Source organism: Bacillus sp. Brlt_9 (assembly GCF_051948935.1).
Classification (GTDB): Bacteria; Bacillota; Bacilli; order Bacillales; family Bacillaceae_G; genus Bacillus_A.
Map to the genome: position 1 here is coordinate 817,533 of NZ_JAYJLO010000002.1, position 20,928 is coordinate 838,460.

At 33.4% G+C, this 20,928-nt stretch carries 23 protein-coding genes and 2 pseudogenes; 16 read left to right on the plus strand and 9 right to left on the minus strand.

The window, feature by feature from the left end:
- Window positions 1–182 precede the first annotated feature (182 nt).
- A complete protein-coding gene (locus tag VF726_RS10595) occupies window positions 183–614 on the plus strand; it encodes an NUDIX hydrolase (RefSeq protein ID WP_440167910.1) in 432 nt (143 codons plus the stop codon).
- A 182-nt stretch (window positions 615–796) separates the two neighbouring features.
- On the opposite strand, the gene VF726_RS10600 is transcribed toward VF726_RS10595, so the two are convergent.
- From VF726_RS10600 to VF726_RS10615, 4 genes and pseudogenes are all read right to left on the minus strand, one after another.
- Complete coding sequence (locus tag VF726_RS10600) at window positions 797–1,354, minus strand: PadR family transcriptional regulator (protein ID WP_440167912.1); 558 nt, start codon at window positions 1,352–1,354, stop codon at window positions 797–799.
- Between the two features lie 149 nt (window positions 1,355–1,503).
- A pseudogene (locus VF726_RS10605) lies at window positions 1,504–2,225 on the minus strand (RNA-guided endonuclease InsQ/TnpB family protein); the annotation flags it as partial.
- Window positions 2,226–2,271: 46 nt separating this feature from the next.
- Window positions 2,272–2,448 (minus strand): annotated as a pseudogene (locus tag VF726_RS10610) (MerR family transcriptional regulator); the annotation flags it as partial.
- Between the two features lie 199 nt (window positions 2,449–2,647).
- Window positions 2,648–4,189: an MDR family MFS transporter gene (locus tag VF726_RS10615; protein WP_440167914.1), complete on the minus strand. Its 1,542-nt coding sequence runs from the start codon at window positions 4,187–4,189 to the stop codon at window positions 2,648–2,650.
- A gap of 419 nt (window positions 4,190–4,608) precedes the next feature.
- On the opposite strand from VF726_RS10615, the gene VF726_RS10620 reads away from it, so the two are divergent.
- Window positions 4,609–5,109 carry a hypothetical protein gene (locus tag VF726_RS10620; RefSeq protein WP_440167916.1) on the plus strand — a complete coding sequence of 167 codons (501 nt, stop codon included), beginning with the start codon at window positions 4,609–4,611 and terminating at the stop codon, window positions 5,107–5,109.
- A 33-nt stretch (window positions 5,110–5,142) separates the two neighbouring features.
- Here VF726_RS10620 and VF726_RS10625 read toward each other — a convergent pair whose 3' ends face one another.
- A complete protein-coding gene (locus VF726_RS10625) occupies window positions 5,143–5,376 on the minus strand; it encodes an SPP1 phage holin family protein (protein WP_440167918.1) in 234 nt (77 codons plus the stop codon).
- A 164-nt stretch (window positions 5,377–5,540) separates the two neighbouring features.
- On the opposite strand from VF726_RS10625, the gene VF726_RS10630 reads away from it, so the two are divergent.
- Complete coding sequence (locus tag VF726_RS10630; protein ID WP_440167920.1) at window positions 5,541–6,182, plus strand: diguanylate cyclase domain-containing protein; 642 nt, start codon at window positions 5,541–5,543, stop codon at window positions 6,180–6,182.
- 639 nt (window positions 6,183–6,821) lie between these two features.
- Complete coding sequence (locus VF726_RS10635) at window positions 6,822–7,484, plus strand: YkyA family protein (protein WP_166701949.1); 663 nt, start codon at window positions 6,822–6,824, stop codon at window positions 7,482–7,484.
- Between the two features lie 31 nt (window positions 7,485–7,515).
- Here VF726_RS10635 and VF726_RS10640 read toward each other — a convergent pair whose 3' ends face one another.
- On the minus strand, window positions 7,516–7,974 hold the full coding sequence (locus VF726_RS10640; protein WP_440167923.1) for a YkyB family protein: 459 nt from the start codon (window positions 7,972–7,974) through the stop codon (window positions 7,516–7,518).
- 177 nt (window positions 7,975–8,151) lie between these two features.
- On the opposite strand from VF726_RS10640, the gene ppx reads away from it, so the two are divergent.
- Both ppx and VF726_RS10650 read left to right on the plus strand, forming a co-directional pair.
- Complete coding sequence (ppx, locus tag VF726_RS10645; RefSeq protein ID WP_440167924.1) at window positions 8,152–9,690, plus strand: exopolyphosphatase; 1,539 nt, start codon at window positions 8,152–8,154, stop codon at window positions 9,688–9,690.
- Window positions 9,691–9,798: 108 nt separating this feature from the next.
- Window positions 9,799–11,907: a polyphosphate kinase gene (locus tag VF726_RS10650; protein WP_440167926.1), complete on the plus strand. Its 2,109-nt coding sequence runs from the start codon at window positions 9,799–9,801 to the stop codon at window positions 11,905–11,907.
- Window positions 11,908–12,066: 159 nt separating this feature from the next.
- Here VF726_RS10650 and VF726_RS10655 read toward each other — a convergent pair whose 3' ends face one another.
- Window positions 12,067–12,303 (minus strand): hypothetical protein, encoded by a 237-nt coding sequence (locus VF726_RS10655; protein ID WP_076539903.1) that lies wholly within the window; start codon window positions 12,301–12,303, stop codon window positions 12,067–12,069.
- A gap of 97 nt (window positions 12,304–12,400) precedes the next feature.
- On the minus strand, window positions 12,401–13,258 hold the full coding sequence (locus tag VF726_RS10660; protein WP_440167928.1) for a metallophosphoesterase: 858 nt from the start codon (window positions 13,256–13,258) through the stop codon (window positions 12,401–12,403).
- Window positions 13,259–13,501: 243 nt separating this feature from the next.
- On the opposite strand from VF726_RS10660, the gene fadH reads away from it, so the two are divergent.
- The 3 genes from fadH to VF726_RS10675 all read left to right on the plus strand — a co-directional run bounded on the left by fadH (window position 13,502) and on the right by VF726_RS10675 (window position 16,410).
- On the plus strand, window positions 13,502–14,266 hold the full coding sequence (gene fadH, locus VF726_RS10665) for a 2,4-dienoyl-CoA reductase (protein WP_440167930.1): 765 nt from the start codon (window positions 13,502–13,504) through the stop codon (window positions 14,264–14,266).
- A 255-nt stretch (window positions 14,267–14,521) separates the two neighbouring features.
- Window positions 14,522–15,739, plus strand: a complete 1,218-nt coding sequence (locus VF726_RS10670; protein WP_166701954.1) for an EAL domain-containing protein — start codon at window positions 14,522–14,524, stop codon at window positions 15,737–15,739.
- A gap of 182 nt (window positions 15,740–15,921) precedes the next feature.
- Entirely contained in the window at window positions 15,922–16,410 is a 489-nt protein-coding gene (locus VF726_RS10675; protein WP_440167933.1) for a DUF3993 domain-containing protein, read from the plus strand.
- A gap of 113 nt (window positions 16,411–16,523) precedes the next feature.
- On the opposite strand, the gene VF726_RS10680 is transcribed toward VF726_RS10675, so the two are convergent.
- Entirely contained in the window at window positions 16,524–16,760 is a 237-nt protein-coding gene (locus VF726_RS10680; RefSeq protein WP_440167935.1) for a glutaredoxin family protein, read from the minus strand.
- A 233-nt stretch (window positions 16,761–16,993) separates the two neighbouring features.
- Here VF726_RS10680 and VF726_RS10685 point away from each other — a divergent pair, with 233 nt between their 5' ends.
- The 7 genes from VF726_RS10685 (at window position 16,994) to dapD (ending at window position 20,917) form a co-directional block, all read left to right on the plus strand.
- The gene (locus tag VF726_RS10685; RefSeq protein ID WP_000055151.1) at window positions 16,994–17,230 is read left to right on the plus strand and encodes a YkuJ family protein; all 237 of its coding nucleotides are present in this window, start codon (window positions 16,994–16,996) and stop codon (window positions 17,228–17,230) included.
- 217 nt (window positions 17,231–17,447) lie between these two features.
- Window positions 17,448–17,597: a hypothetical protein gene (locus VF726_RS10690; RefSeq protein ID WP_440167938.1), complete on the plus strand. Its 150-nt coding sequence runs from the start codon at window positions 17,448–17,450 to the stop codon at window positions 17,595–17,597.
- 74 nt (window positions 17,598–17,671) lie between these two features.
- A complete protein-coding gene (locus VF726_RS10695; RefSeq protein WP_000896650.1) occupies window positions 17,672–18,190 on the plus strand; it encodes a ribonuclease H-like YkuK family protein in 519 nt (172 codons plus the stop codon).
- Between the two features lie 107 nt (window positions 18,191–18,297).
- The gene (gene abbA / locus VF726_RS10700) at window positions 18,298–18,489 is read left to right on the plus strand and encodes an antirepressor AbbA (protein ID WP_000817428.1); all 192 of its coding nucleotides are present in this window, start codon (window positions 18,298–18,300) and stop codon (window positions 18,487–18,489) included.
- Between the two features lie 162 nt (window positions 18,490–18,651).
- A complete protein-coding gene (cbpB, locus tag VF726_RS10705) occupies window positions 18,652–19,095 on the plus strand; it encodes a cyclic-di-AMP-binding protein CbpB (protein ID WP_048530727.1) in 444 nt (147 codons plus the stop codon).
- A gap of 143 nt (window positions 19,096–19,238) precedes the next feature.
- Window positions 19,239–20,123, plus strand: coding sequence for a LysR family transcriptional regulator (locus tag VF726_RS10710; protein WP_002003406.1), 885 nt, complete (start codon window positions 19,239–19,241; stop codon window positions 20,121–20,123).
- A gap of 71 nt (window positions 20,124–20,194) precedes the next feature.
- The gene (gene dapD, locus VF726_RS10715) at window positions 20,195–20,917 is read left to right on the plus strand and encodes a 2,3,4,5-tetrahydropyridine-2,6-dicarboxylate N-acetyltransferase (RefSeq protein WP_048530722.1); all 723 of its coding nucleotides are present in this window, start codon (window positions 20,195–20,197) and stop codon (window positions 20,915–20,917) included.
- Window positions 20,918–20,928 lie beyond the last annotated feature (11 nt).

A 20,928-nucleotide genomic window follows, 5' to 3' on the forward strand; every position in this document is an offset into this window, starting at 1 on the left:
ACAAAGAAGGATGTACTTGTACAGAGGTAAGATGTTAGTTATGTTATTTGAAAATTCGTCCATATTTTGGAATAAGGAAGGGGATTGGAGGGTTCATTTTGAAATAGTAAGTTATCACAAGAAAGAACAAGGTTTCGGTATAAAGATACATAAACTAAGTTTATAGAAATGGGGAATTTCAATTGGAACAAAGTACACAAAATACATATTCACCGCCAAAACATATAGTTTCAGCAGCGACAATTGTAATGAATGAACAAAATGAAATCCTATTAATTAAAGGACCTAGAAGAGGATGGGAAATGCCAGGTGGACAAGTTGAAGAAGGAGAGTCTTTGAAAGAAGCTGCAATAAGGGAAACGAAAGAGGAAACAGGAATTGATATTGAGGTTTTAAAATTTTGTGGAGTATTTCAAAATGTGAACCATTCAATATGTAATACGTTGTTTTTAGCTAGGCCAGTTGGAGGTAAATTAACGACTACACCAGAAAGTTTGGAAGTGGGGTTCTATCCGATTGAGCAGGCGTTAGAAATGGTGAGTTTTATGAATTTTAGACAAAGAATTGAATACAGTTTGGATGAAAATCAACAACCTTTTTATATAGAATTTTAAGAAATAATATTCCATTATGGGATGCTGGTGATGAATAGATATTTGTTAAATTTTTGAGTGCAGTATCTTATAGCGAAAATTAAACAAGCATAACCCCGTCCTAAATTAGAATGGGGGATGCTTGTTTTAGGTTTTAAAATGAAATAACTTTATCGTCCTTTTACCGTTTCTTCTTTATAAGCTCACTCGGCATCTATATCAATTTCTGAAAGTCGCCCTGCAATTGCATCTGTAAGGAGGGTGTTTAACCATTGTAATTCAACTGAGATATGTTCAATAACACTTTGTAAAATATATAGTTGTGCACGTGGAATTTGTTCTTTGCTACAATCATAAATAGTTTGCATTTTATGTAAATATTGAATGGTATCATTTTTCTTTTTTTCTAAAATCGGAACTAACTCTTGGTCATCACCAAAATGAGCGAAAGAGAGTGCCGAATAAATTGGTTTATATATTTGATTTTTTGCTTCGAATTGTTTTAATAGTAACTTGTGAAATAATTGTTTACCTTCTTCTGTTATATGAAAGATTGTTTTATCTGGTCTATTCGTATCTCGAACAATAGTTGTAATACTAATTGCACCTTGCTTTTCTAATTGCTCGAAGGCGTAATAAAGTGATCCTTTTGCATATTTAATATAACAATCCATTTGTCTTTCTTTCATGATGTGTTGCACTTCATATGGATGTTTATCCCCTTCGAGTAGCAAACCGAGAATGACTAATTTCATGCTCATTCTGTCTCAACTGCTACTAAAAATATAGACAAATGTATATTCTTAGAGTATTCCTGCTTCTACGTGCTCTGCCTCGCTAATTACTTGCTACTACAGTTTGCTGTGACACTCCACAGGCGTAAATTCCGATGTACATATATACAAACTATTTACGTTAGTATTGTATATTCTTTTGCTTGTAAAAGGTTGATCGCTGCGTTCAAATCTCTATTCATTACATTGCCACATTCACATGTATATACTCGGTCAGATAGCTTTAAATCCGCTTTCTTTTGACTGCAACATGAGCATAACCTTGACGAGGGATAGAATGTATCTACTTGACGTAGTTCGATTCCATATTCCCACATTTCATCAATAACCATGTTTTAAATGTATAAAAGCACTGCTTGGCAATTGTTTTAGATAAATGTTTATTCTCCATCATACCTTTCACATTCAAATCTTCCACTGTAATAAACGTTGGCCTGGTTTTCACCACATTCGTTACAATAGACTTTACATACTCTATTCGAATATTCGCTAATCGAGCATGCAACTTTTGCACTCTAAGAACATTTTTATCTATATTCACTCTTTTATTAGTAACAGATTTTTCACCTCTTTTTTTTAGATTTTCAAATTTACGTGCTAAAGAGCGTTGTTCACGTTTTAACCGTTTTTCTATCTTTTTTACTTTTATTGTTTTGTTGATGTTTTCATGAACGATACCATCGCTACGTGTAGCAAAATCCTTCACTCCTAAATCAATCCCTAGACCAATTTTATTGAGTGCTAACTTTGTTGCCATTTCTTCCAATTCGCAAAGTACAGATACAAAATATCTTCCTGCTCTTTGATATACTGCGCCACTTTTTACAGTTGTATTTTCTCAACCCATATATTCTACAGCTAAATACATGAATGATAGATATTAAATCCTGAACAAGTTCTTCTTGAATACCCATATATTCCTTATACTGTTCTTCTGTATAATATCTTCTTCCTTTCGGGTTTCGGTAAGCAGTTAAAACACCTTGATTGTCCCACCTTTGCAATGTCTTAACAGAGACATTAAGCATTTCTGAAAATTCTTTTGGTTTATATTGTTTCATAATTACTTTTTTGCTATATATGCACACTTTTGTCTATGTTTTTGTTTACTGTTTCTTTCTCCTGTATATAGAAACTTTATCCCGATTGGTGAGGGATAATAACCAGTGGGAATGGTTCCTTACTGATCAAAGATTTACTTAATATATTATAAACGGCATACCCTTTTTCATAAAGGGTATGCCGTTTCTTTTTTCTATACTAACTTACTTGCTTTTGTTTTTGTTTCGTTTTTGGACCTGTAAAGAGTCGTTCATTTCCCATAAGTAAAATACAAATAATACTTAGTACAGCCGGGATAAGTGCCCAGAAGAATGTGCTGGCAATAGATGTAGCTAGAGCCTCTTTAATACCAGTTAATATTTCAGCTGGTATCTTCTCGGTAGCACCTTGTGATAATAAGAAACTTGTGTCTCCGCCTTGTGGAGCTAATTTAGCTAGTTCAGGAGGGAACACCGTGCTTAATTTATTAGTAAAAATATGATTTTGAATGGTACCGAAAATTGTTACACCAAGAGTCATACCGAGTGAACGGAAGAATGAGTTTGTTGATGTAGCAGAACCACGGTCTCGCATTTCTAACTTGTGGATAGAAGACATACTTAAAACTGAGAATGAGAAACCAACTCCAAGTCCAGTGAGAACCATAAATAGTGTTACAAGTAGACGAGGTGTATCCACTGTTAAAGTGCTTAGTAAATAAATACCAATTACAAAGAAAACGCCAGATACGATCATGATGTTACGATAACTTGTTCGTGAAGCTAACTGTCCACCTGTTTGACTTCCAATTACAGAGCCAACCATCATAGGTGTTAAAATTAATCCAGCATTGGAGGCCGAACCGCCTAGAACACCTTGAACGAAGATTGGAATATAAACTGTACAGATAATAAAAGCAGCACCATAGAAAAAGGCAACGCCTTGGCTAGCTGCGAATAAAGGTTTTTTAAAGAGATGGAAAGAAATGATAGGCTCGGTTGCTTTTCGTTCTACGAAGAAGAAAATAATGAGCATAATAACAACTGTTGTAAATAAACCGATAATTACAGTGGAATTCCATGCATATTCTTTACCACCAAGTTCTAAGGCGAACATTAAGCAAACGATACTAATAACAAGCGTAATAGCGCCAGCCCAATCAATTTTCTGTTTTCTAAATTCTAGAGATTCACTGTAGTATTTAGTAATGAAGAAGAAGGAGATAAGCCCTAATGGAATATTAATATAGAAGACCCAGTGCCAACTTATATAGTCTGTAATATAAGCACCTAATAAAGGACCGAACACACTAGATGTCCCGAAAACGGCACCGAATAGCCCTGTCATTTTTCCGCGTTTTTCTGGTGGGAATATATCGTACATAATTGTGAAGGCAATAGGCATAAGAGCGCCCCCGCCAATCCCTTGAATTGCTCTATAAATACTTAGCTGCTCAATACTAGATGCTGTTCCGCAAAGTGCAGAACCGAATAAGAATAGAATGAGGCCACCGATATAAAAACGTTTCCGCCCGTACATATCAGAAAGTTTTCCGAAGATAGGCATACCTGCCATTGTTGCAACCATATATGCAGACGTGACCCAAACGAACTTGTCAAATCCTCCTAGGTCTCCAACGATCGTTGCCATTGCTGTTGCAACAATTGTATTATCCATTGCCGCCATTAAAATACCAAGTAGTAAACTAGCAACAACAAATTTTGTCTTGTTGGAGTCTTTTTTTGATAATTGAGATTCCAAATATAACCCTCCTTTAAAAATAAGTAAACTATATTAAGTTTTGAGTGCAACGCATAAAAATGTAAAGGATAGTTCTTTCAAATCATTTTACACAAGTGCACAAGTCATAAAGAATATTATAGTCAAATTTGACTAAAAGGCAAACTTTTTCATCCGTCAAAATATTCTGTTGTATGGACTGCGAAAGAGTGAGTAATACTTAATATTGGTATAAAGTCAATGAAGGAAATTGTAAAAAAATATTTCAGCAAGAATACCTTCAGTTAACAGAGGAAAAATGGTTTTTTCTTTATATTGTCGAATAGGATAAAAGGAAGAGTAATAACTATATATCGTTTGTAACAAGCCTTATTAATATTGTGCAGAGAGGCAGAATAAGGTCGTATGAATGATGCATCTGAAATGGGGTGAATATTATTGTGGAAATATGGAAACGATTTTCGGATCAAGGAAGGCATTCAATACCGCTACAACCGGTATTATGGATTGATGGCTCAAAAAAGGAAAGCGAATGTCCTAATGTAGCAGTTACATTGCAAATCCGTAGTATGTATAAAGAAAAATTTTCATATGAACTGACCTATGATGTAAACGACATACTTATTATTCGAATTGAAGTTGAAAATAAAGGAATAGAAATGATTTCACGAGTTGTAGTAAGTCATATGATTCGCGATTATTTTGCATATATCCCCAATTCATTAAAGGCAGATAAGGGGATAAGTGAGTTTCTATTCCAACTTGTAAGATGGCGAATCGATAATTTATTACCGAATGAAAAGGTAGAATTAATTTGTAAAATAAAAGCAAATAAAAATAAAGCACTCAAAAACGCATTGTTTCAGGCTACATATACATTTCAATATAACGGAGTATCATATGGTCCACTGCAAACAAATGAAGTTGTTGTGCGGCAATGAAAAAAAGGAACCTGTATGAAAGGTTCCTTTTTTTTAGTGAAGGTTGTGCTTTTTGAGTACTTTCTTTTGTTCTATTCCTTTTTTCCCTACATAGTTATTTTTGAAGCCAAAGTATAGAATAAATAAAAACGAAGCAACATTTACAATAGCGTCGATTTGATCGTTTGTAATAAAGTTCACTCCGAAAGAATTAAATAGTAATTTTAACGATAACAGAAAACCGGCTAGTAAACGTATAATATCTGATAGATTTTCTTTTTGTAGCATATAGGTCACCACCTTTCTAAAACGATATATAGTATATATATGAAATAGAATAGAGATGGTAGACAAGCTTAAGCGGAAATGTACACTCAATATGTACATTTTTTATTTTGTAGAAAAACATAATTGTTATAGAAACATATATTGGTATAGAAAGGAGGGGAAATATGAAACATAAAGGGAAAATTAGTGGATTATTACTTGGGAATACAGTGGCAGTTACAGAATGGATTGCGCTTCAGGATGTAATTACAAAACTGGATTCGCGATCATTTTATACCGTCTTTATTATTTATATATTGCAAATGGTACTCAGTTATTATTTTGGGCATTGGTATGATAAAAGAGCGAGTGGTCATATGGATACGGAAGTAGGAGGAATGGCAAGTAATGATTTTGTAGTTGATTTCTTTGAGAAAGTAGCTGCTTTATCAGAACGGGATTCTCATAATATTACAGTGTATATTCTTTCTGTGAAAGAATGGAAAGGACTAAAAGAAACAGTGCAAGAAAAAAAATTGGAGTCGTTAGTACAAAAACTGGAGAGCACGATTGTAAAGACAATTCGTAAAGGGGATGTCGTTACTAGATGGGATGAAAATAAGTATGTTATTGTGGCGATTGATAACGGACATGAAAAGTCGACCATAACAAACAGATTAATGAAAAATATTGAAAGTGAAATAGAAAATGGCTTGTTAAGTATGACTCTATTATTTGGAGCTGCTAGTTATCCAATAGAAGGGAAAACTTTTGAAGAATTGTTAAGAAAAGCACAAAATCAATTGTATCAGCATAGGGATTTGTAAGAAAGTAAGTAAAACTTTGATTTGAAGAAATATGAGATGAAGAAGTTTTTAATGTAACGTTCTTTTGACTTTTATTACAAAATGAACTTTTTTTGTAATAAAAGTCTTTAAAAATATATGGAATAAGCATATAATTATGATGGATGTGTCAATGCATTTTGCACAATGTGTTCCATTTTAAAAGTGTAGAGGAAAGCATGCTCTACACTTTTCCTTTTTAGGGAATGGCAAGAATAATTGTAAGTTGTTGCAAGGTAGCATTTAAACTGTGTAAAATGAACAAAGAAATTATTTGATAGAAACCGGAAAGGGAATGATAGAATGATAGACGTGACAGAACAACGAACATCTTTTATCAGGTGAATTATTACTGTTGTTCTTCAAATTATTATGGCTGTGATGAATTCCGTTGTACTTTTATGTAATACATAGTATGAACAGGCTTTAAAAGTGCCAAGTAAAAGGAAGATATGAAACTGCTATTTTGTTCAAGAATGTAATTTTGAGTAATACAATTTGTACAAGCATTATAAACAATATGAATGATTTTCGTAAAAAAGGTGCGAGTGTGGAGTTTATAGAAGGATATATAATTTCATAGCTTTTTACACGATGATCGTATATAAGTAGGAGGAAATGATGTTGAAGTATAGTAAATTAGCAATTGTAACTGCATTATCAATGACTTTATTAGCCGGTTGTTTCGGGCCGAAACCAGAAGAAGAATTATACGTTGCGTTTGAAAATGCTGCAAAGCAAGAAAAAACAATGTTTGAAGATGCAAAGAAACTTGAAACTTTAGAAAAAGAGGGACAAGAATTATATAACCAGATCGTTCAAGAAGGAAAAGATAATAATCAAACTGTTAAGGAAAAACTGAACAAAGCAGTGAAAAATACAGATGAACGAGAAAAAGTGCTGACAAAAGAAAAAGAATCTTTAAATAAGGCACAAGAAGAAGTGAAGTCAGCAGATAAATATGTGAAAAAAATTGAAGATAAGAAATTGAAAGATCAAGCGGATAAAGTGAAAAGCACATATGAGAAACGACATGATTCATTTAACAAAATGTATGATAGCTATAGTAAATCGTTAAAACAAGAAAAAGAATTATATACAATGCTACAAGATAAAGGTACAAAATTAAAAGATATTAGTGAAAAAGTAAAAATAGTAAATCAGTCTTATAAAGATATTGAATCAGAAAAAGACAAGTTTAATGAATTTACAAAATCTTATAATACAGAAAAAATAGCTTTTTATAAACAAGCAAATATTAAAATTAAAGAAGAGAAAAAATAAAACAGTTTGGCCAATTGTAGGCCAAACTGTTTTATTTTTTTGTATACGTACGACTATACCACGGGACAGGTTCACTTAATTTTTTTTCTTGTTTCAGCGCTTCAGGACCAATATAATCTTGAAGTGTCTTTTTTGCTACTGTTAAAGATAAGGTTGTTTTCGGATTTCGATAGGAGGATTCAAGATGACCAAGGTGTGGTAGGATTCGAAAATCTTCTTTGGTAGGAGGAATATGGAAAAAATAATCACCTAAACGTATAAGAACATCGGATTGTTGTTGGCTAAAACGTGGATTTCTAGAAAAATGTAATCCTTCTTTAATAGCTTTTTTTTCAGCGATTAAGTGTTCTAAAGCCGTCTTTTTTAACCAGTATAAATACTTTGGATTAGTTGCAGCTTTAGCATGACGATTCACAACGAAAATAGATTGAGCTAGTCGGTTAATAGAATGTTGGTTTTGTAATTGAGATTGTGGTTGTGAAGGTTTCATATTGAATCTCCTTTCAATTTTTCATTATTATACCATAAATAAAAGAGGTTTTTATTATATGCAAAAAGTGATTGTATATATTTTCAATATTAAAGCAATATTGTTACAAAAAACAACTATTTTGTATAATAGTAATAGAATGTGTTTTAGAAATTTGATAATGAAAGAGTGAGAAGTTTGAAAGAAATATTAAAACAGCAATATGCCATTATAGATATTGGATCTAATACAATGCGTTTAGTTATTTATGAAAAGCAAAACGGAGGTTTTTATAAAGAGATTGAAAATACGAAAGTGGTTGCGCGATTAAGGAATTACTTAGTCGATGGTATGTTGATTGAAGAAGGAATAAAAATATTGTTACAAACATTATTTCAATTTCAAGAAAGTACACGATTCCACCAGTTGCATCATGTACTTTGTGTCGCAACAGCAACAATTAGGCAGGCTGAGAATCAAGAGGAAATTAAAAAACTTGTTGAAGGACAAACAGACTTTACTCTTAGAGTATTATCAGAATATGAAGAAGCGCGTTATGGCTATTTAGCAGTTATGAATTCAACTTCGTTCTCTGAAGGAATTACAGTAGATATTGGTGGAGGAAGTACGGAAGTTACATACTTTCGAAATAGAGAGGTTTTAGAGTATCATAGCTTTCCTTTTGGAGCACTTTCTTTAAAGCAACAATTTATTAAAGAGGATATACCTACTAAAGAAGAGTTGGAAAAGATTCAAACCTACTTAGAATATCAATTTCGAACATTACCATGGTTAATTGACAAGAAATTGCCTCTTATTGCAATTGGTGGTAGTGCGAGGAACTTAGCGAAAATACATCAAAATATAATTTGTTATCCGATAGCAGGATTACATTTATACAAGATGAAGGAAGAAGATATTAAAAATGTGAAAGAAGAATTGGAAGCATTGTCGTTCATAGAACTTCAAAAATTGGAAGGATTGGCAAAAGATCGAGCAGATACAATTATTCCAGCAGTCGAAGTATTTCATACGCTTGTTAACGTTATAGAGGCACCGGCATTTGTATTAAGTAGAAAAGGATTACGAGAAGGCGTTTTCTATGAAGAATTGACAAAAGATTTGGGAATTTCATATTATCCGAACGTAGTCGAAGAAAGTTTATATTTATTATCACATGAATATGAAATGGATATGGGATTTGTAATGCAGCTTATTAAACATGGGAGACTCATTTGTCAACAACTTGAAGAAACAGGGCTGATTTCTATGTCAGAAAAAGACTGGGAAGTATTCCAGCAAGCAGCGAAAGTATTTAATATAGGAAAATATATAGACGATGAAGCGAGCCGCTTACATACGTTTTATTTATTAGCGAATAAAACAATTGATGGTATGATGCATAAAGATCGAGTTAGATTAGCGCTTATTGCGTCTTATAAATCAAAAATGTTATTCAAACAACATTTGTCCCCGTTTGAAGGATGGTTTGATAAAAACGAACAAAAAAAAATTCGCTTACTAGGGGCTGTTTTACAATTTTCAGCAGCTCTAAATATAAGAAAAAGATCGCTTATTGAATCGATATCTGTAACAGAAAGTAAAGAAGGATTAACATTTAAAATTGTATGTGAGCAAGCTGCATTAGCGGAAAAAGTGCAAGCTGAAAAGCAAAAAAAGCAGCTGGAAAGAGTATTGAAAACAACTATTAACTTATTCTTCGAAGCAAAACGCTAAGTTGTACGGATGTCTTTACGAAAAATTTACACTTTATAATATTGTAATTTGCTAAAATGAGAGTAACTAAATTATAGTAAAAAAGTTTCAAGGGGAAGTGTGAAGAGAATGGGATTATCGAAGGGGAACATAGTAAATTTAAATGATACAGCTTATTATAATAATCGAGAGTTAAGTTGGTTAGCATTTAATGAACGTGTACTACAAGAAGCACAGGATGAAACGAATCCGCTCTTGGAAAGATTAAAGTTTATTAGCATTTTCAGCTCAAATTTAGATGAATTCTTTATGGTACGCGTAGCAGGATTGAAGGATCAAGTGAGTGCTGGGTTTAACCAACCAGAAAATAAGGCTGGCTTAACACCAAAAAAGCAATTAAATAAAATTGCGATAAAGGCCCATGAATTAATGACTGTACAATATGATACGGTTAAAAATTATGTATTGCCAGCGCTGGAGCTAGAGGGGATTGAGCGTTTAACATTCCATGATTTGACGAAAGAACAGAGAGAATTTATAGAAGAGTATTTTGATGAACAAATTTTCCCGGTCTTAACACCTGTAGCTATCGATGCATATCGTCCATTTCCGATGTTATTAAATAAAAGTTTGAATTTAGCTACACTTTTATATGATGAGAAACAAGTGGAGGAAGAAAACCGCACGAAATTAGGAATTGTACAAGTTCCTTCATTACTTGAACGTTTCGTATTTTTGCCGAGTGAAGGGCAAAAGCATAAATTTATTTTATTAGAAGATGTAATTAGTGGTTTTACTCATAAATTATTTACAGGATATAAAGTGTCGTCTGTTACTCGTTTCCGTATTACACGCAATGCGGATTTAACGATTCATGAAGAAGGTGCGAGAGATTTATTAAAGGTAATTGAAAAAGAATTAAAAAAGCGTAAGTGGGGAGCTGCTGTACGTTTAGAAGTTGGCAAAGAGCATATTGATGAAAGAGTTTTAGCATTATTATATGAGGTGTTGGAAGTAAAAGATGAAGATGTATATATAATGGATGGACCGCTAGATTTAACATGTCTCTTCTCTTTATATAAAAAACTAGCTCCATTATATGAACATTTAGTATATCCGGCTCTTATTCCGCAACGACCTCAAGACTTAGGGGATGCGGAAGATGTATTTGAAAAAGCAATTGAGCATGATATTTTATTGCATCATCCGTTTGAATCGTTTCAGCCGGTAGTTGATTTTGTACGTGATGCAGCAGACGATCCGAATGTACTTGCGATTAAACAAACATTATATCGAGTAAGTGGAGATTCGCCGATTATTCAGGCGCTCAAGATAGCGGCTGAAAAAGGAAAGCAAGTGACGGTATTAGTTGAGTTAAAGGCAAGATTTGATGAAGAAAACAATGTACATTGGGCTAAAGAATTAGAAAAGGCAGGCTGTCACGTTATTTACGGTGTAAGTCATTTGAAAACACATAGTAAAATTACGTTAGTTGTAAGGAGAAAAAACGGAAAAATTGAAAGGTTCGTACATCTTGGGACTGGAAATTATAATGACGCAACAGCAAAGTTATATACTGATTTCGGTTATATTACATCACGAAAAGACTTTGGGGTTGATGCAACAAATTTCTTTAATTATTTAAGTGGTTATACAACAAAACCGCATTTTCACCATTTATCGGTTGCGCCATTTGATATAAGAGAGCAATTTATCGATTTAATAGATGAAGAAATTCGTTATCATAGACAATATGGAAATGGATATATTATCGCCAAGATGAATTCATTAACAGATAAACCATTAATAAAAAAAATGTATGAAGCATCACAAGCTGGAGTAAAGGTAGAGCTCATCGTTCGAGGAACATGCTGCCTACGGCCTGGTATTCCAAATGTAAGTGAAAATATTCGTGTCGTTAGTGTTGTTGGGAGATATTTAGAACATAGTAGAATTTATTATTTCCATCATAATGGAGAAGAGAAAATATACTTATCTTCAGCTGACTGGATGACACGAAATATGGAGAAGCGAGTAGAAATATCTTTCCCGATATTAGATTTTGAAATGAAGGCGAGAATTAAGGCAATTTTACAGCTTACTTTAGCTGATAATGTGAAAACGCGTGAACAAAATAAAGACGGTGACTATTATTATGTTATTAATAATGGGGCAGAAGAGATTGATAGCCAAGTGAAGTTATTTAAGATGGCGTATCAAAACACGGATGCCGAATAATAAGAACAAAGTAAAAAACCTCTTTTTTAAGAGGTTTTTTACTTTGTTCTCTACTTATTATAAATGATGCGTAGAGAGAATAGTTTTTATTGTAAGCATGTTAATGGATCATGAATCGGTTAAGAAAGGAAATAACATTGGTAGAATTGTTGCGGTACATTAATAATAGTATGGTTGTTGACAAGGTCCACCATAACAAGGATAAGGTGTTGGCGGTGGGAAAGGTGGTGGATATGGTGGGTAATAAGGTCTAGGACCGAAAGCTAATGCTCCGCCGAGTAGTCCGCCAGCAATACCAGCTAGAAATGGGACGCCAAAAAACGGCAAAAAGCGTGAGTCGCCTACTGGACCAATAGGTGCTGAACGGACTGGGATTGGTTGATAATATGGATACATGAACAAACCTCCTTTATTGGACTCACTTTTATCATATGGTAAATGAAACGTGGATGAGCGCGTACAAGAAAGGTTATGTAAGAAAATAGGCGAATTATTACGAATGTTGGAGCGTGAAAATCGTAATTTCAGGTTTTGACATAAATCGGAATGGGACACGTGTTCTTCCAAGACCTCGATTGACATAGAGAGCTAAATCTTGAATCGTATAGAAACCTTCAACATAGTTTTTAGCAAGTGAGGGGGTAATAATAGCGCCTAAAAAAGGAATTTGTACTTGTCCGCCATGGCTATGACCAGAAAGCTGTAAGTGAACTGGATATTTAGCAATTTGCGGTGCGATATCTGGCTCGTGAACAAGAACAATGTTATAAGTGTTTTGCTTCGCGTGCTGTAGTGTCTTCTCTATTTTTGGTTTGCCTAGTAGTATATCATCAAGACCGAAAATTGAAATTTCACTATTATCCAGTAGACGAATTCTCTTTTCGCTATTTAGTAATAGTTCAAATCCAGATTCACGCATGATGTGCTCGTAGTATTCTGTTCCATATCCGCCGTGATCATGGTTACCATAAATAGAAAATTTACCGAAGGGTGCTTGTATATTTTTTAAAATAGATGCAACGAAAGGCGTGTCAGTATATGTTTGGTAATTATCAATGAGATCACCAGTAAAAAGAACAATATCGGGTTTTACAGCATTAATTTTAGAAACGATGTGAGATAAATGTTGAAGAGAGAAATAGTATCCGAGATGTAAATCGCTAAACTGAAGAATCTTCATACCATGAAAACCTTTTGGTATGAGTTGTGATTTAAGTGTATGTTCTGTAAAAGAAAGTAAATGAGGCTCAATATATTTAGCGTAATAGTATCCGATGCTAGTTGTTATAAATGAATATAAACAAGTGCGTATGCCAGTTTTTAAAAAATCTCTTCTTGTAATTTTCTTCATAAAAATATGAGTATACCTATTTGATTTATATTACATATGTTCGTTTCGTTTATAGGTTACTCAAATCTCCTTTCAGTTTATTTAAAATATATTTTAAATAATATAAAAGTAGTATAGATTACGAAAAAACGAGTGAAAAGAAACCTCTTTACGTTAAAATATCAGAAAAGTTTAAAAATATAAAGATTTCTATTAAATAAAATGATAAAATGAATGTGTATTCATTTTTTGGAGGGGATGTATGTGAAAGAAAAGGTAGTTATTATAACAGGTGGATCGAGCGGAATGGGAAAAGGAATGGCAACTCGTTTTGCAAAAGAAGGGGCACGAGTTGTTATTACAGGACGTACAAAGGAAAAGCTAGAGGAAACAAAGTTGGAAATTGAACAATTTCCAGGGCAAATATTACCTGTACAAATGGATGTAAGAAATACGGATGAAATTCAGAAAATGATAGAACAGATTGATGAGAAGTTTGGTCGAATTGATGTTTTAATAAACAATGCAGCTGGCAACTTTATTTGTCCAGCAGAAGATTTATCTGTTAATGGCTGGAATTCAGTCATTAATATTGTGTTAAACGGTACATTTTACTGTAGCCATGCTGTCGGGAAATATTGGATTGAAAAAGGTATAAAAGGAAATATCATTAACATGGTAGCAACATATGCATGGGATGCGGGTCCGGGAGTTATTCATTCGGCTGCAGCAAAGGCTGGAGTATTAGCAATGACGAAGACACTCGCTGTTGAGTGGGGACGTAAATATGGAATACGAGTTAACGCGATCGCGCCAGGACCGATTGAACGTACGGGCGGTGCTGATAAATTATGGATTTCAGAAGAAATGGCTAAGCGTACGATACAAAGTGTTCCGCTTGGAAGACTGGGTACGCCAGAAGAAATTGCAGGTCTAGCTTATTATTTATGTTCAGATGAAGCTGCGTACATAAATGGAACTTGCATGACAATGGATGGAGGACAACATTTACATCAATATCCATTTTAAAAGGGATGAGAGAATAAATGTTTGATTCGTTTTTTTACGGTTAAATGTGACGGAATTGTGACATATGAAAGAAAAGTGTTTACAAGAGGTCATATATAAGTTATATTTAAGACCTCTTTTTTCTTCATAGTAGAATTGCTAATTCCCCTTAGCATTTTACCCCTCTAATCCCTTCAGGAAAACTGAAGGGATTTTTTATTATTTTTCCGTAAATATCATGTTATAATTTTTGAAAAGTAAAGGGAGGGAAGCACGTTGATAGATGCATTAGATGTAATGAGTAACTTGGATAAAGTCCTTCCTTATTATCAAGCTATTTTTAGTGCTGATGAGCATACTGTAATTGGATATGAAGTAGTAGGGCGTATTCAAACAGAAGAGGGCATACAAAGTTTAGCTTCTTTCTTTCATGATGATTCTATTCCAAGTGAGTTTCAACTGGAAGCGGACAACATTATAGTAGAAAAAGCTTTAAATCGTTATTTGGAAAGTGATCAAAAATTATTATTATTTATACATCGGAATGCGAATGTATTAATGAACGATGATGATGAAAGTTTACTGCAACTTTTATTGATGTATGAAGAGCAAGGATTAAATTTGAAACACATTGTTTTAGAGATTACAGAACATGAATGTAAAGAAGATATAGAGCAATTTAATCATTTGCTTATGTATTATCGTACATATGGTATTCAAATTTCGATTAATAAAGTCGGAACGGGTACAAGTAATTTAGAACGAATTAGCGTGTTAGCACCGGATATTTTAAAAGTAGATTTAACAAACTTAAGGCAAACCGCACTTTTACAATCTTATCAAGATATTTTATATTCTTTATCATTACTTGCTAGAAGAATTGGTGCAACATTGTTATATGAAGAAATAGATGCTTTTTACCAACTGCAATACGCTTGGAAAAACGGTGGTAGATACTATCAAGGGAATTATTTGAAAGAATGCTTACCTGATTTTATTGAAAAGAACGTTTTGAAAGAACGACTTGGTAATGAGTGCCATCAATTTATTCAACATGAGAAGAAGAAGTTACAAAAAATTTATAATTTAACAGAAATGTTACGTGACCGAATCGGTGATGTTTTAGCGAAACAGAAAAAGAATGAAGATATAAATGATTGGTTATTACAATTTAGCCAAAGTGTATCACAATGTAGTTTTCGCATATTTATTTGTAACGAAGATGGTTTTCAACAATCAGGAAACGTTATGAAAAAAGATGGGGAATGGATTGTGATGCCTGAGTATTATATGAAGAACTGGAGTTGGCGTCCGTATTTTCTAGAAAATATTATGAAAATGCGCTTTGAGAATAAGGCAAGACTTTCAGATTTATATGCTGATATTGAAACCGGTGAGATGGTACGAACATTTTCTTTCCCGATTGATGATGAAAACTTTTTATTTATAGATTTATCGTATGAATATTTATATGAAGAGGATGTTTTATTTTAATGCACGAAGAGATTCGTGCATTTTTTGTTTGTTTTTATCATAAATTGGTAATAGTGAAAATGGTGCTAAAAATGCTGTCTATCGTTGTAAAGATTTTACGAACGAAATCAGCCCTTTCTTTGCATAATCATTGTTACAATGAATACTACAAAGACAAGTTTTCTTAAAAGGAAGGTGAAAAAATGAGGAAATATGGAATATGGTTAGTTCTATTTGTATGCGTTGCCTTTCTAGTTGGTTATAGTGTTACAACTGTTTTAGGAAAAGAGGAAGTGAAAGTCGATCGGAAAGAAGTGTATACAACGATACAAAAGGGATATGAAACCCAATTTTCACTTCGTGGGAAGCATTTGCCGATGAATAAGATGATAGAAACATTATCACCATATTTTACAGAGAATTTCCTTCAAGTATTTACAGATGAAAATAGTAGAAGTGATAAACAAAGTAGTGAATATTTACTTCCAGCAAAAGAAGCACCATTTTCTTTTAATTCAGAAACGAAAATGGCATATGATGAAGAGCATAAAATTTTATATGTATATGAGCGGGCGAAAAGTGGACAATATCAAATTGTTACATTGCAAAGAGATCAAGGGAAATGGAAATTGGCTGGATATCATGAAACCCAAGAACTTTTAAGTGAAATAAAAAGGTTACAACAGTTATAAAGTGAAACTTTCAATAGTAGAGGACGTATCACGCTGAGTATTAACCCGCCACAATTGGATGTTTACTTCTAAAAAATAGCGGGATAAGAATAGGAATAGGTCTTTACCTATTCCTATTCTAGATTGAGGAGTTGTTGTAATTTTTCAATTTGAAAACCAGCAACAACTTTTCCGTCAATTACAACCGTTGGAGTTGAATAAGAATCATAGTCATATAAAAGACGATTGCGTGCAGCGGCGTCTTTTTTTACGTCAAATTCTTCATATACAACGTTATTATGTTTTAAAAATTCTTTCACAATGACACATGGCGGACAATCAGGTTGTGTGTAAACCTCAATTTTTTTCATTGTAATTCCTCCTTTTTACTGTTTTTTATTATATTCTTCCAGTATAAAAATCGCAATAAAGAAGGGAAAAGATGTTCTTTCTGTTTTTTCCTTCGTATTTCGACAAATTTTTAGTTGAGTTTCTGGCCAATAACCTTTATCCTAGAGTGTGGAACATTTTTTCTGTTATGACGGATAGAATGAGTATAGCTGTAAAACCTATTGGTAGGAAGATCAGAGAAAGGAGAGATTTCATGTCTCTACTCCAAGGAATTTTAACTCGACTTGTTAGTCTACAAGAACAAGCTGAAAGCGGTGAAGTAGCACAACGCTATTTTGAAGTGAACGGTGAGCGCAAATGTAGCGTGAAATTTTTCGATAAAAGTGAAATGTATGAGTTAGAAGTGTATCAACAAGGTGAAAAACCTCAAGTGTATCAATTCGATAATATCGACATGGTTGCAATTGAGATTTACGATATCATTTCTTGATACATATAAAAAAGGTGTTGCCATATGGCAGCACCTTTTTTAGTTCTATTACTTTTTAGCATATATGTATAGGGAGTTTTCATTTTTCCTACAATGGTAATAAAGTGAAATTGTAATCAGTAGAGATTCTTATTTCCACACTGATATAGTAGCTATCACCAATTTGATGTTTACGGATAGTAAATTGGGAGACAAACATAATGAGGAGGTGTGTTGTATGGAACGTTTACCAGTTGTCATTTGTCCTAATTGTCACAATGCTGCTGAGATTATTCACGTATTAACGGCTCAATCAAATCAAAATGTAATTTATACGTGCCAAGTTTGCCGTTATGCAATTCGGAATATTGAAACGAATAAAGGATAGGAAGTTATAATTTTTATTTTTGTCCCATACAATGAGAATACGAAAAGTCTGTCTAATTGAAAGGACGTGACTATGTGGCCGGTGAACATAAATTTTATAATGTTTCAGAGAGACATTTAAATTTTGATATGGTCTTTACCCGTATTTGTAATTTCATTGAAAAGGATCCACGAAATTTATATCGCTTATCCATTGGGACAGACTCACAAGCACATCAAAAGGATACGAGATTTATTACGGCAATTCATATTCATCGCGTTGGAAAAGGAGCCTGGGGATGTTTACACCATCAATCAGTAAAAGATAAGCCAGCAACTTTACGTGAGAAGATATATTTAGAAACGCAGTTTAGTCAAGAAATTGCCTGCTTATTTACTCCAAATCATATACAAACAATATGGGATTTATTGCATCCATACGCCCAAGATGGGGCTGGATTTATAATGGAAATTCACTTAGATATCGGAAATGATGGTTTAACAAAAGAATTTATTCTAGATATGACAGCGAAAATTCAAGCGATGGGATTAACTGCAAAAATTAAGCCAGATGCTTATGCTGCGTTTAGTTATGCAAATCGATATACGAAATAAAAATAATTTTTATATATCTCTCACTAAAAACTGAATATTACATCTATTAAATAGGCTGAAAATTTTATATAATAAGGGTAACGATGCGAGTATAAGGAGAGGGGTATATGAAAAGGGATTTTGTTTTAACAGAAGAAGAGGAAAGTTTGTTACTAGATATTTTATTTCAGCAAAATTATGCGAGTGAAATTTTAGCTGTGGAACTTACAGATATTGAGAATGGTTTAAAAAAGACAGATGTGATGCAATATAAAAAAATCACAAGGTTATTTTACAGATTAAAAAATAAAGGGTATTAAGCGCTACCTGAATGGTAGTCTTTTTTTTGTGTTGTATGCTAAAATAGCTGTGTAATTTTGTTTTTTCCTGAAATAATGTAAGGACAAAATAATAATATGAAAACGCTGTCATAAAATGTGAATAGAGCCGGTGATTATAAGCAGGAAAATGGGGGATGTAATATGATTAGTATTCCAAAAGACGAGTTTCAACAAATTTTTGTGAAAGATTTAATGATTTCATCAGAAAAAGTAGCACACGTTCAAATAGGGAATGGCTTAGAGCATGCTTTACTCGTACTTGTGAAATCTGGATATTCGGCGATACCTGTTTTAGACCCGATGTACAAATTACATGGGTTAATTAGTACTGCTATGATTTTAGACGGTATGTTAGGGTTAGAACGCATTGAGTTTGAAAGACTTGACGAAATGAAGGTAGAACAGGTGATGAAGGAAGATATTCCGGTTCTTAAGTTAGAAGATTCCTTTGCAAAAGCATTAGAAATGACAATTGATCATCCTTTTATTTGCGCTGTAAATGAAGAGGGATATTTTGAGGGGATTTTAACACGTCGAGCGATTTTAAAATTGTTGAATAAAAAAGTAAGACAACATAATCGATAATGTGAGAAAAGTGACTTCATAGAAGCGGAGAAGTCACTTTTTTTTTCGTGCATATCAGTTGTGTATGTATTATATTTAAAAAGATAAAAAATATAAGAGTAAGTAGTTAAATTAAGGATGAAAAGCTTATTGAGATAAGGTGTATGGAAGCTAAGGAAAGAGGGAGAAAGTTGCAAATTGATGATTTTCAAATGATGGTTGTGTTAGCACAGGAATCAAATATGAGAAAAGCGGCGGAACGTTTATTTGTTTCACAACCTGCGCTTAGTCAACGATTACAATCTATGGAGAAACAATGGGGAATGAAGTTTTTTATTCGTTCGCAAAAAGGATTGACAATTACACCTGAAGGAGAAAAAGTCGCAAATTATGCAAAAGAAATGCTACAAAAGGAAGAGGAAATTAAAAGTGAGTTAGCTATTTTTAGAACAGAAACTCACGGAACGTTAAAAATAGCTGTTGCATCAGTTATTGGTCAATATTGGCTTCCTCCTGTTTTGAAGAAGTTCGTGCATAAATATCCTTCTGTGAAAATATCACTGTTTACTGGCTGGAGTAGTGAAGTACAAAAGCAGTTTTATGAAGGAGACGTTCATGTTGCAATATTAAGGGGCACACAAGAATATAAAGGTCAGAAGCAACAATTATTTGAAGATGAACTTTATTTAGTGGATAAAGAAATAAAAGATATTTCGATGTTAAAAGAAACAAATAGACCCTTTATTCAATTTAAAAGTGATTCCACTTATTATGGACAAATACAGAATTGGTGGTATGGATTATTTTCTAATCCACCTAAGAGAACAATTGTCGTTGATCAAATTGAGACTTGTAAACAACTCGTTTTAAATGGTATAGGTTATGCTCTTTTACCTTCTACTGTTTTAAAAGAAGTGCAGGAAAATATGTATAAGACACCTGTGCAATTAACGAGAGAAACATGGTTATTGACGAGTGAATCAGCTAGACAATTGAAGCAAGTGCAAGCATTTTTAGAAATTATAGAAGAAATTCAAATGGAAAAATAGGATTATTATCTTGCTACTCGCTCTATCGTTTGGTAGAGTAACATTATAAATGGATTTAGGAGGCAACAAGAATGAAAATGATGGACGCTAACGAAATTATTTCGTTTATTCAAAAAAGTGAAAAGAAAACTCCTGTAAAGGTATACATAAAAGGGGATTTAAAAGAAGTAACATTCCCTGAAACGGTACAAGCATTTGTAAATAAAAAGTCTGGTGTATTATTTGGAGAATGGTCTGAAATTAAGACAATTCTTGATGAAAATAACAAGAACATTGTTGATTACGTTGTTGAAAATGACCGTCGTAATTCTGCAATTCCAATGCTTGATTTAAAAGGTATTAAAGCTCGTATTGAGCCAGGCGCGATCATTCGTGACCACGTTGAAATCGGCGACAACGCTGTTATTATGATGAATGCTACAATTAATATCGGTGCTGTAATTGGTGAAGGTTCTATGATCGACATGAACGCAGTTCTTGGTGGACGTGCAACTGTTGGTAAGAACTGTCACGTAGGTGCTGGTGCAGTACTTGCAGGTGTTATTGAGCCACCTTCAGCAAAACCAGTTATCGTTGAAGATGATGTTGTAATTGGTGCTAACGTAGTTGTGTTAGAGGGAGTTACAGTAGGTAAAGGTGCAGTTGTAGCAGCAGGAGCTGTTGTAACAGAAGATGTACCTCCATATACAGTTGTTGCGGGTACTCCAGCACGTGTAATTAAAGAGATTGATGAGAAGACAAAAGCGAAAACTGAAATTAAGCAAGAGCTTCGTCAATTAAACCCAGAGAAATAAAAACAAAAAAA

Coding starts and splice junctions, on each gene's coding strand:
- abbA (WP_000817428.1), top strand. CDS start 18,298: ATGAAAAGGGATTTTGTTTTAACAGAAGAAGAGGAAAGTTTGTTACTA.
- VF726_RS10655 (WP_076539903.1), bottom strand. CDS start 12,303: ATGTATCCATATTATCAACCAATCCCAGTCCGTTCAGCACCTATTGGT.
- VF726_RS10640 (WP_440167923.1), bottom strand. CDS start 7,974: ATGAAACCTTCACAACCACAATCTCAATTACAAAACCAACATTCTATT.
- VF726_RS10710 (WP_002003406.1), top strand. CDS start 19,239: ATGGAAGCTAAGGAAAGAGGGAGAAAGTTGCAAATTGATGATTTTCAA.
- VF726_RS10680 (WP_440167935.1), bottom strand. CDS start 16,760: ATGAAAAAAATTGAGGTTTACACACAACCTGATTGTCCGCCATGTGTC.
- VF726_RS10635 (WP_166701949.1), top strand. CDS start 6,822: ATGTTGAAGTATAGTAAATTAGCAATTGTAACTGCATTATCAATGACT.
- VF726_RS10650 (WP_440167926.1), top strand. CDS start 9,799: ATGGGATTATCGAAGGGGAACATAGTAAATTTAAATGATACAGCTTAT.
- VF726_RS10685 (WP_000055151.1), top strand. CDS start 16,994: ATGTCTCTACTCCAAGGAATTTTAACTCGACTTGTTAGTCTACAAGAA.
- VF726_RS10630 (WP_440167920.1), top strand. CDS start 5,541: ATGAAACATAAAGGGAAAATTAGTGGATTATTACTTGGGAATACAGTG.
- VF726_RS10600 (WP_440167912.1), bottom strand. CDS start 1,354: ATGAGCATGAAATTAGTCATTCTCGGTTTGCTACTCGAAGGGGATAAA.
- dapD (WP_048530722.1), top strand. CDS start 20,195: ATGAAAATGATGGACGCTAACGAAATTATTTCGTTTATTCAAAAAAGT.
- VF726_RS10690 (WP_440167938.1), top strand. CDS start 17,448: ATGGAACGTTTACCAGTTGTCATTTGTCCTAATTGTCACAATGCTGCT.
- VF726_RS10625 (WP_440167918.1), bottom strand. CDS start 5,376: ATGCTACAAAAAGAAAATCTATCAGATATTATACGTTTACTAGCCGGT.
- VF726_RS10660 (WP_440167928.1), bottom strand. CDS start 13,258: ATGAAGAAAATTACAAGAAGAGATTTTTTAAAAACTGGCATACGCACT.
- cbpB (WP_048530727.1), top strand. CDS start 18,652: ATGATTAGTATTCCAAAAGACGAGTTTCAACAAATTTTTGTGAAAGAT.
- VF726_RS10675 (WP_440167933.1), top strand. CDS start 15,922: ATGAGGAAATATGGAATATGGTTAGTTCTATTTGTATGCGTTGCCTTT.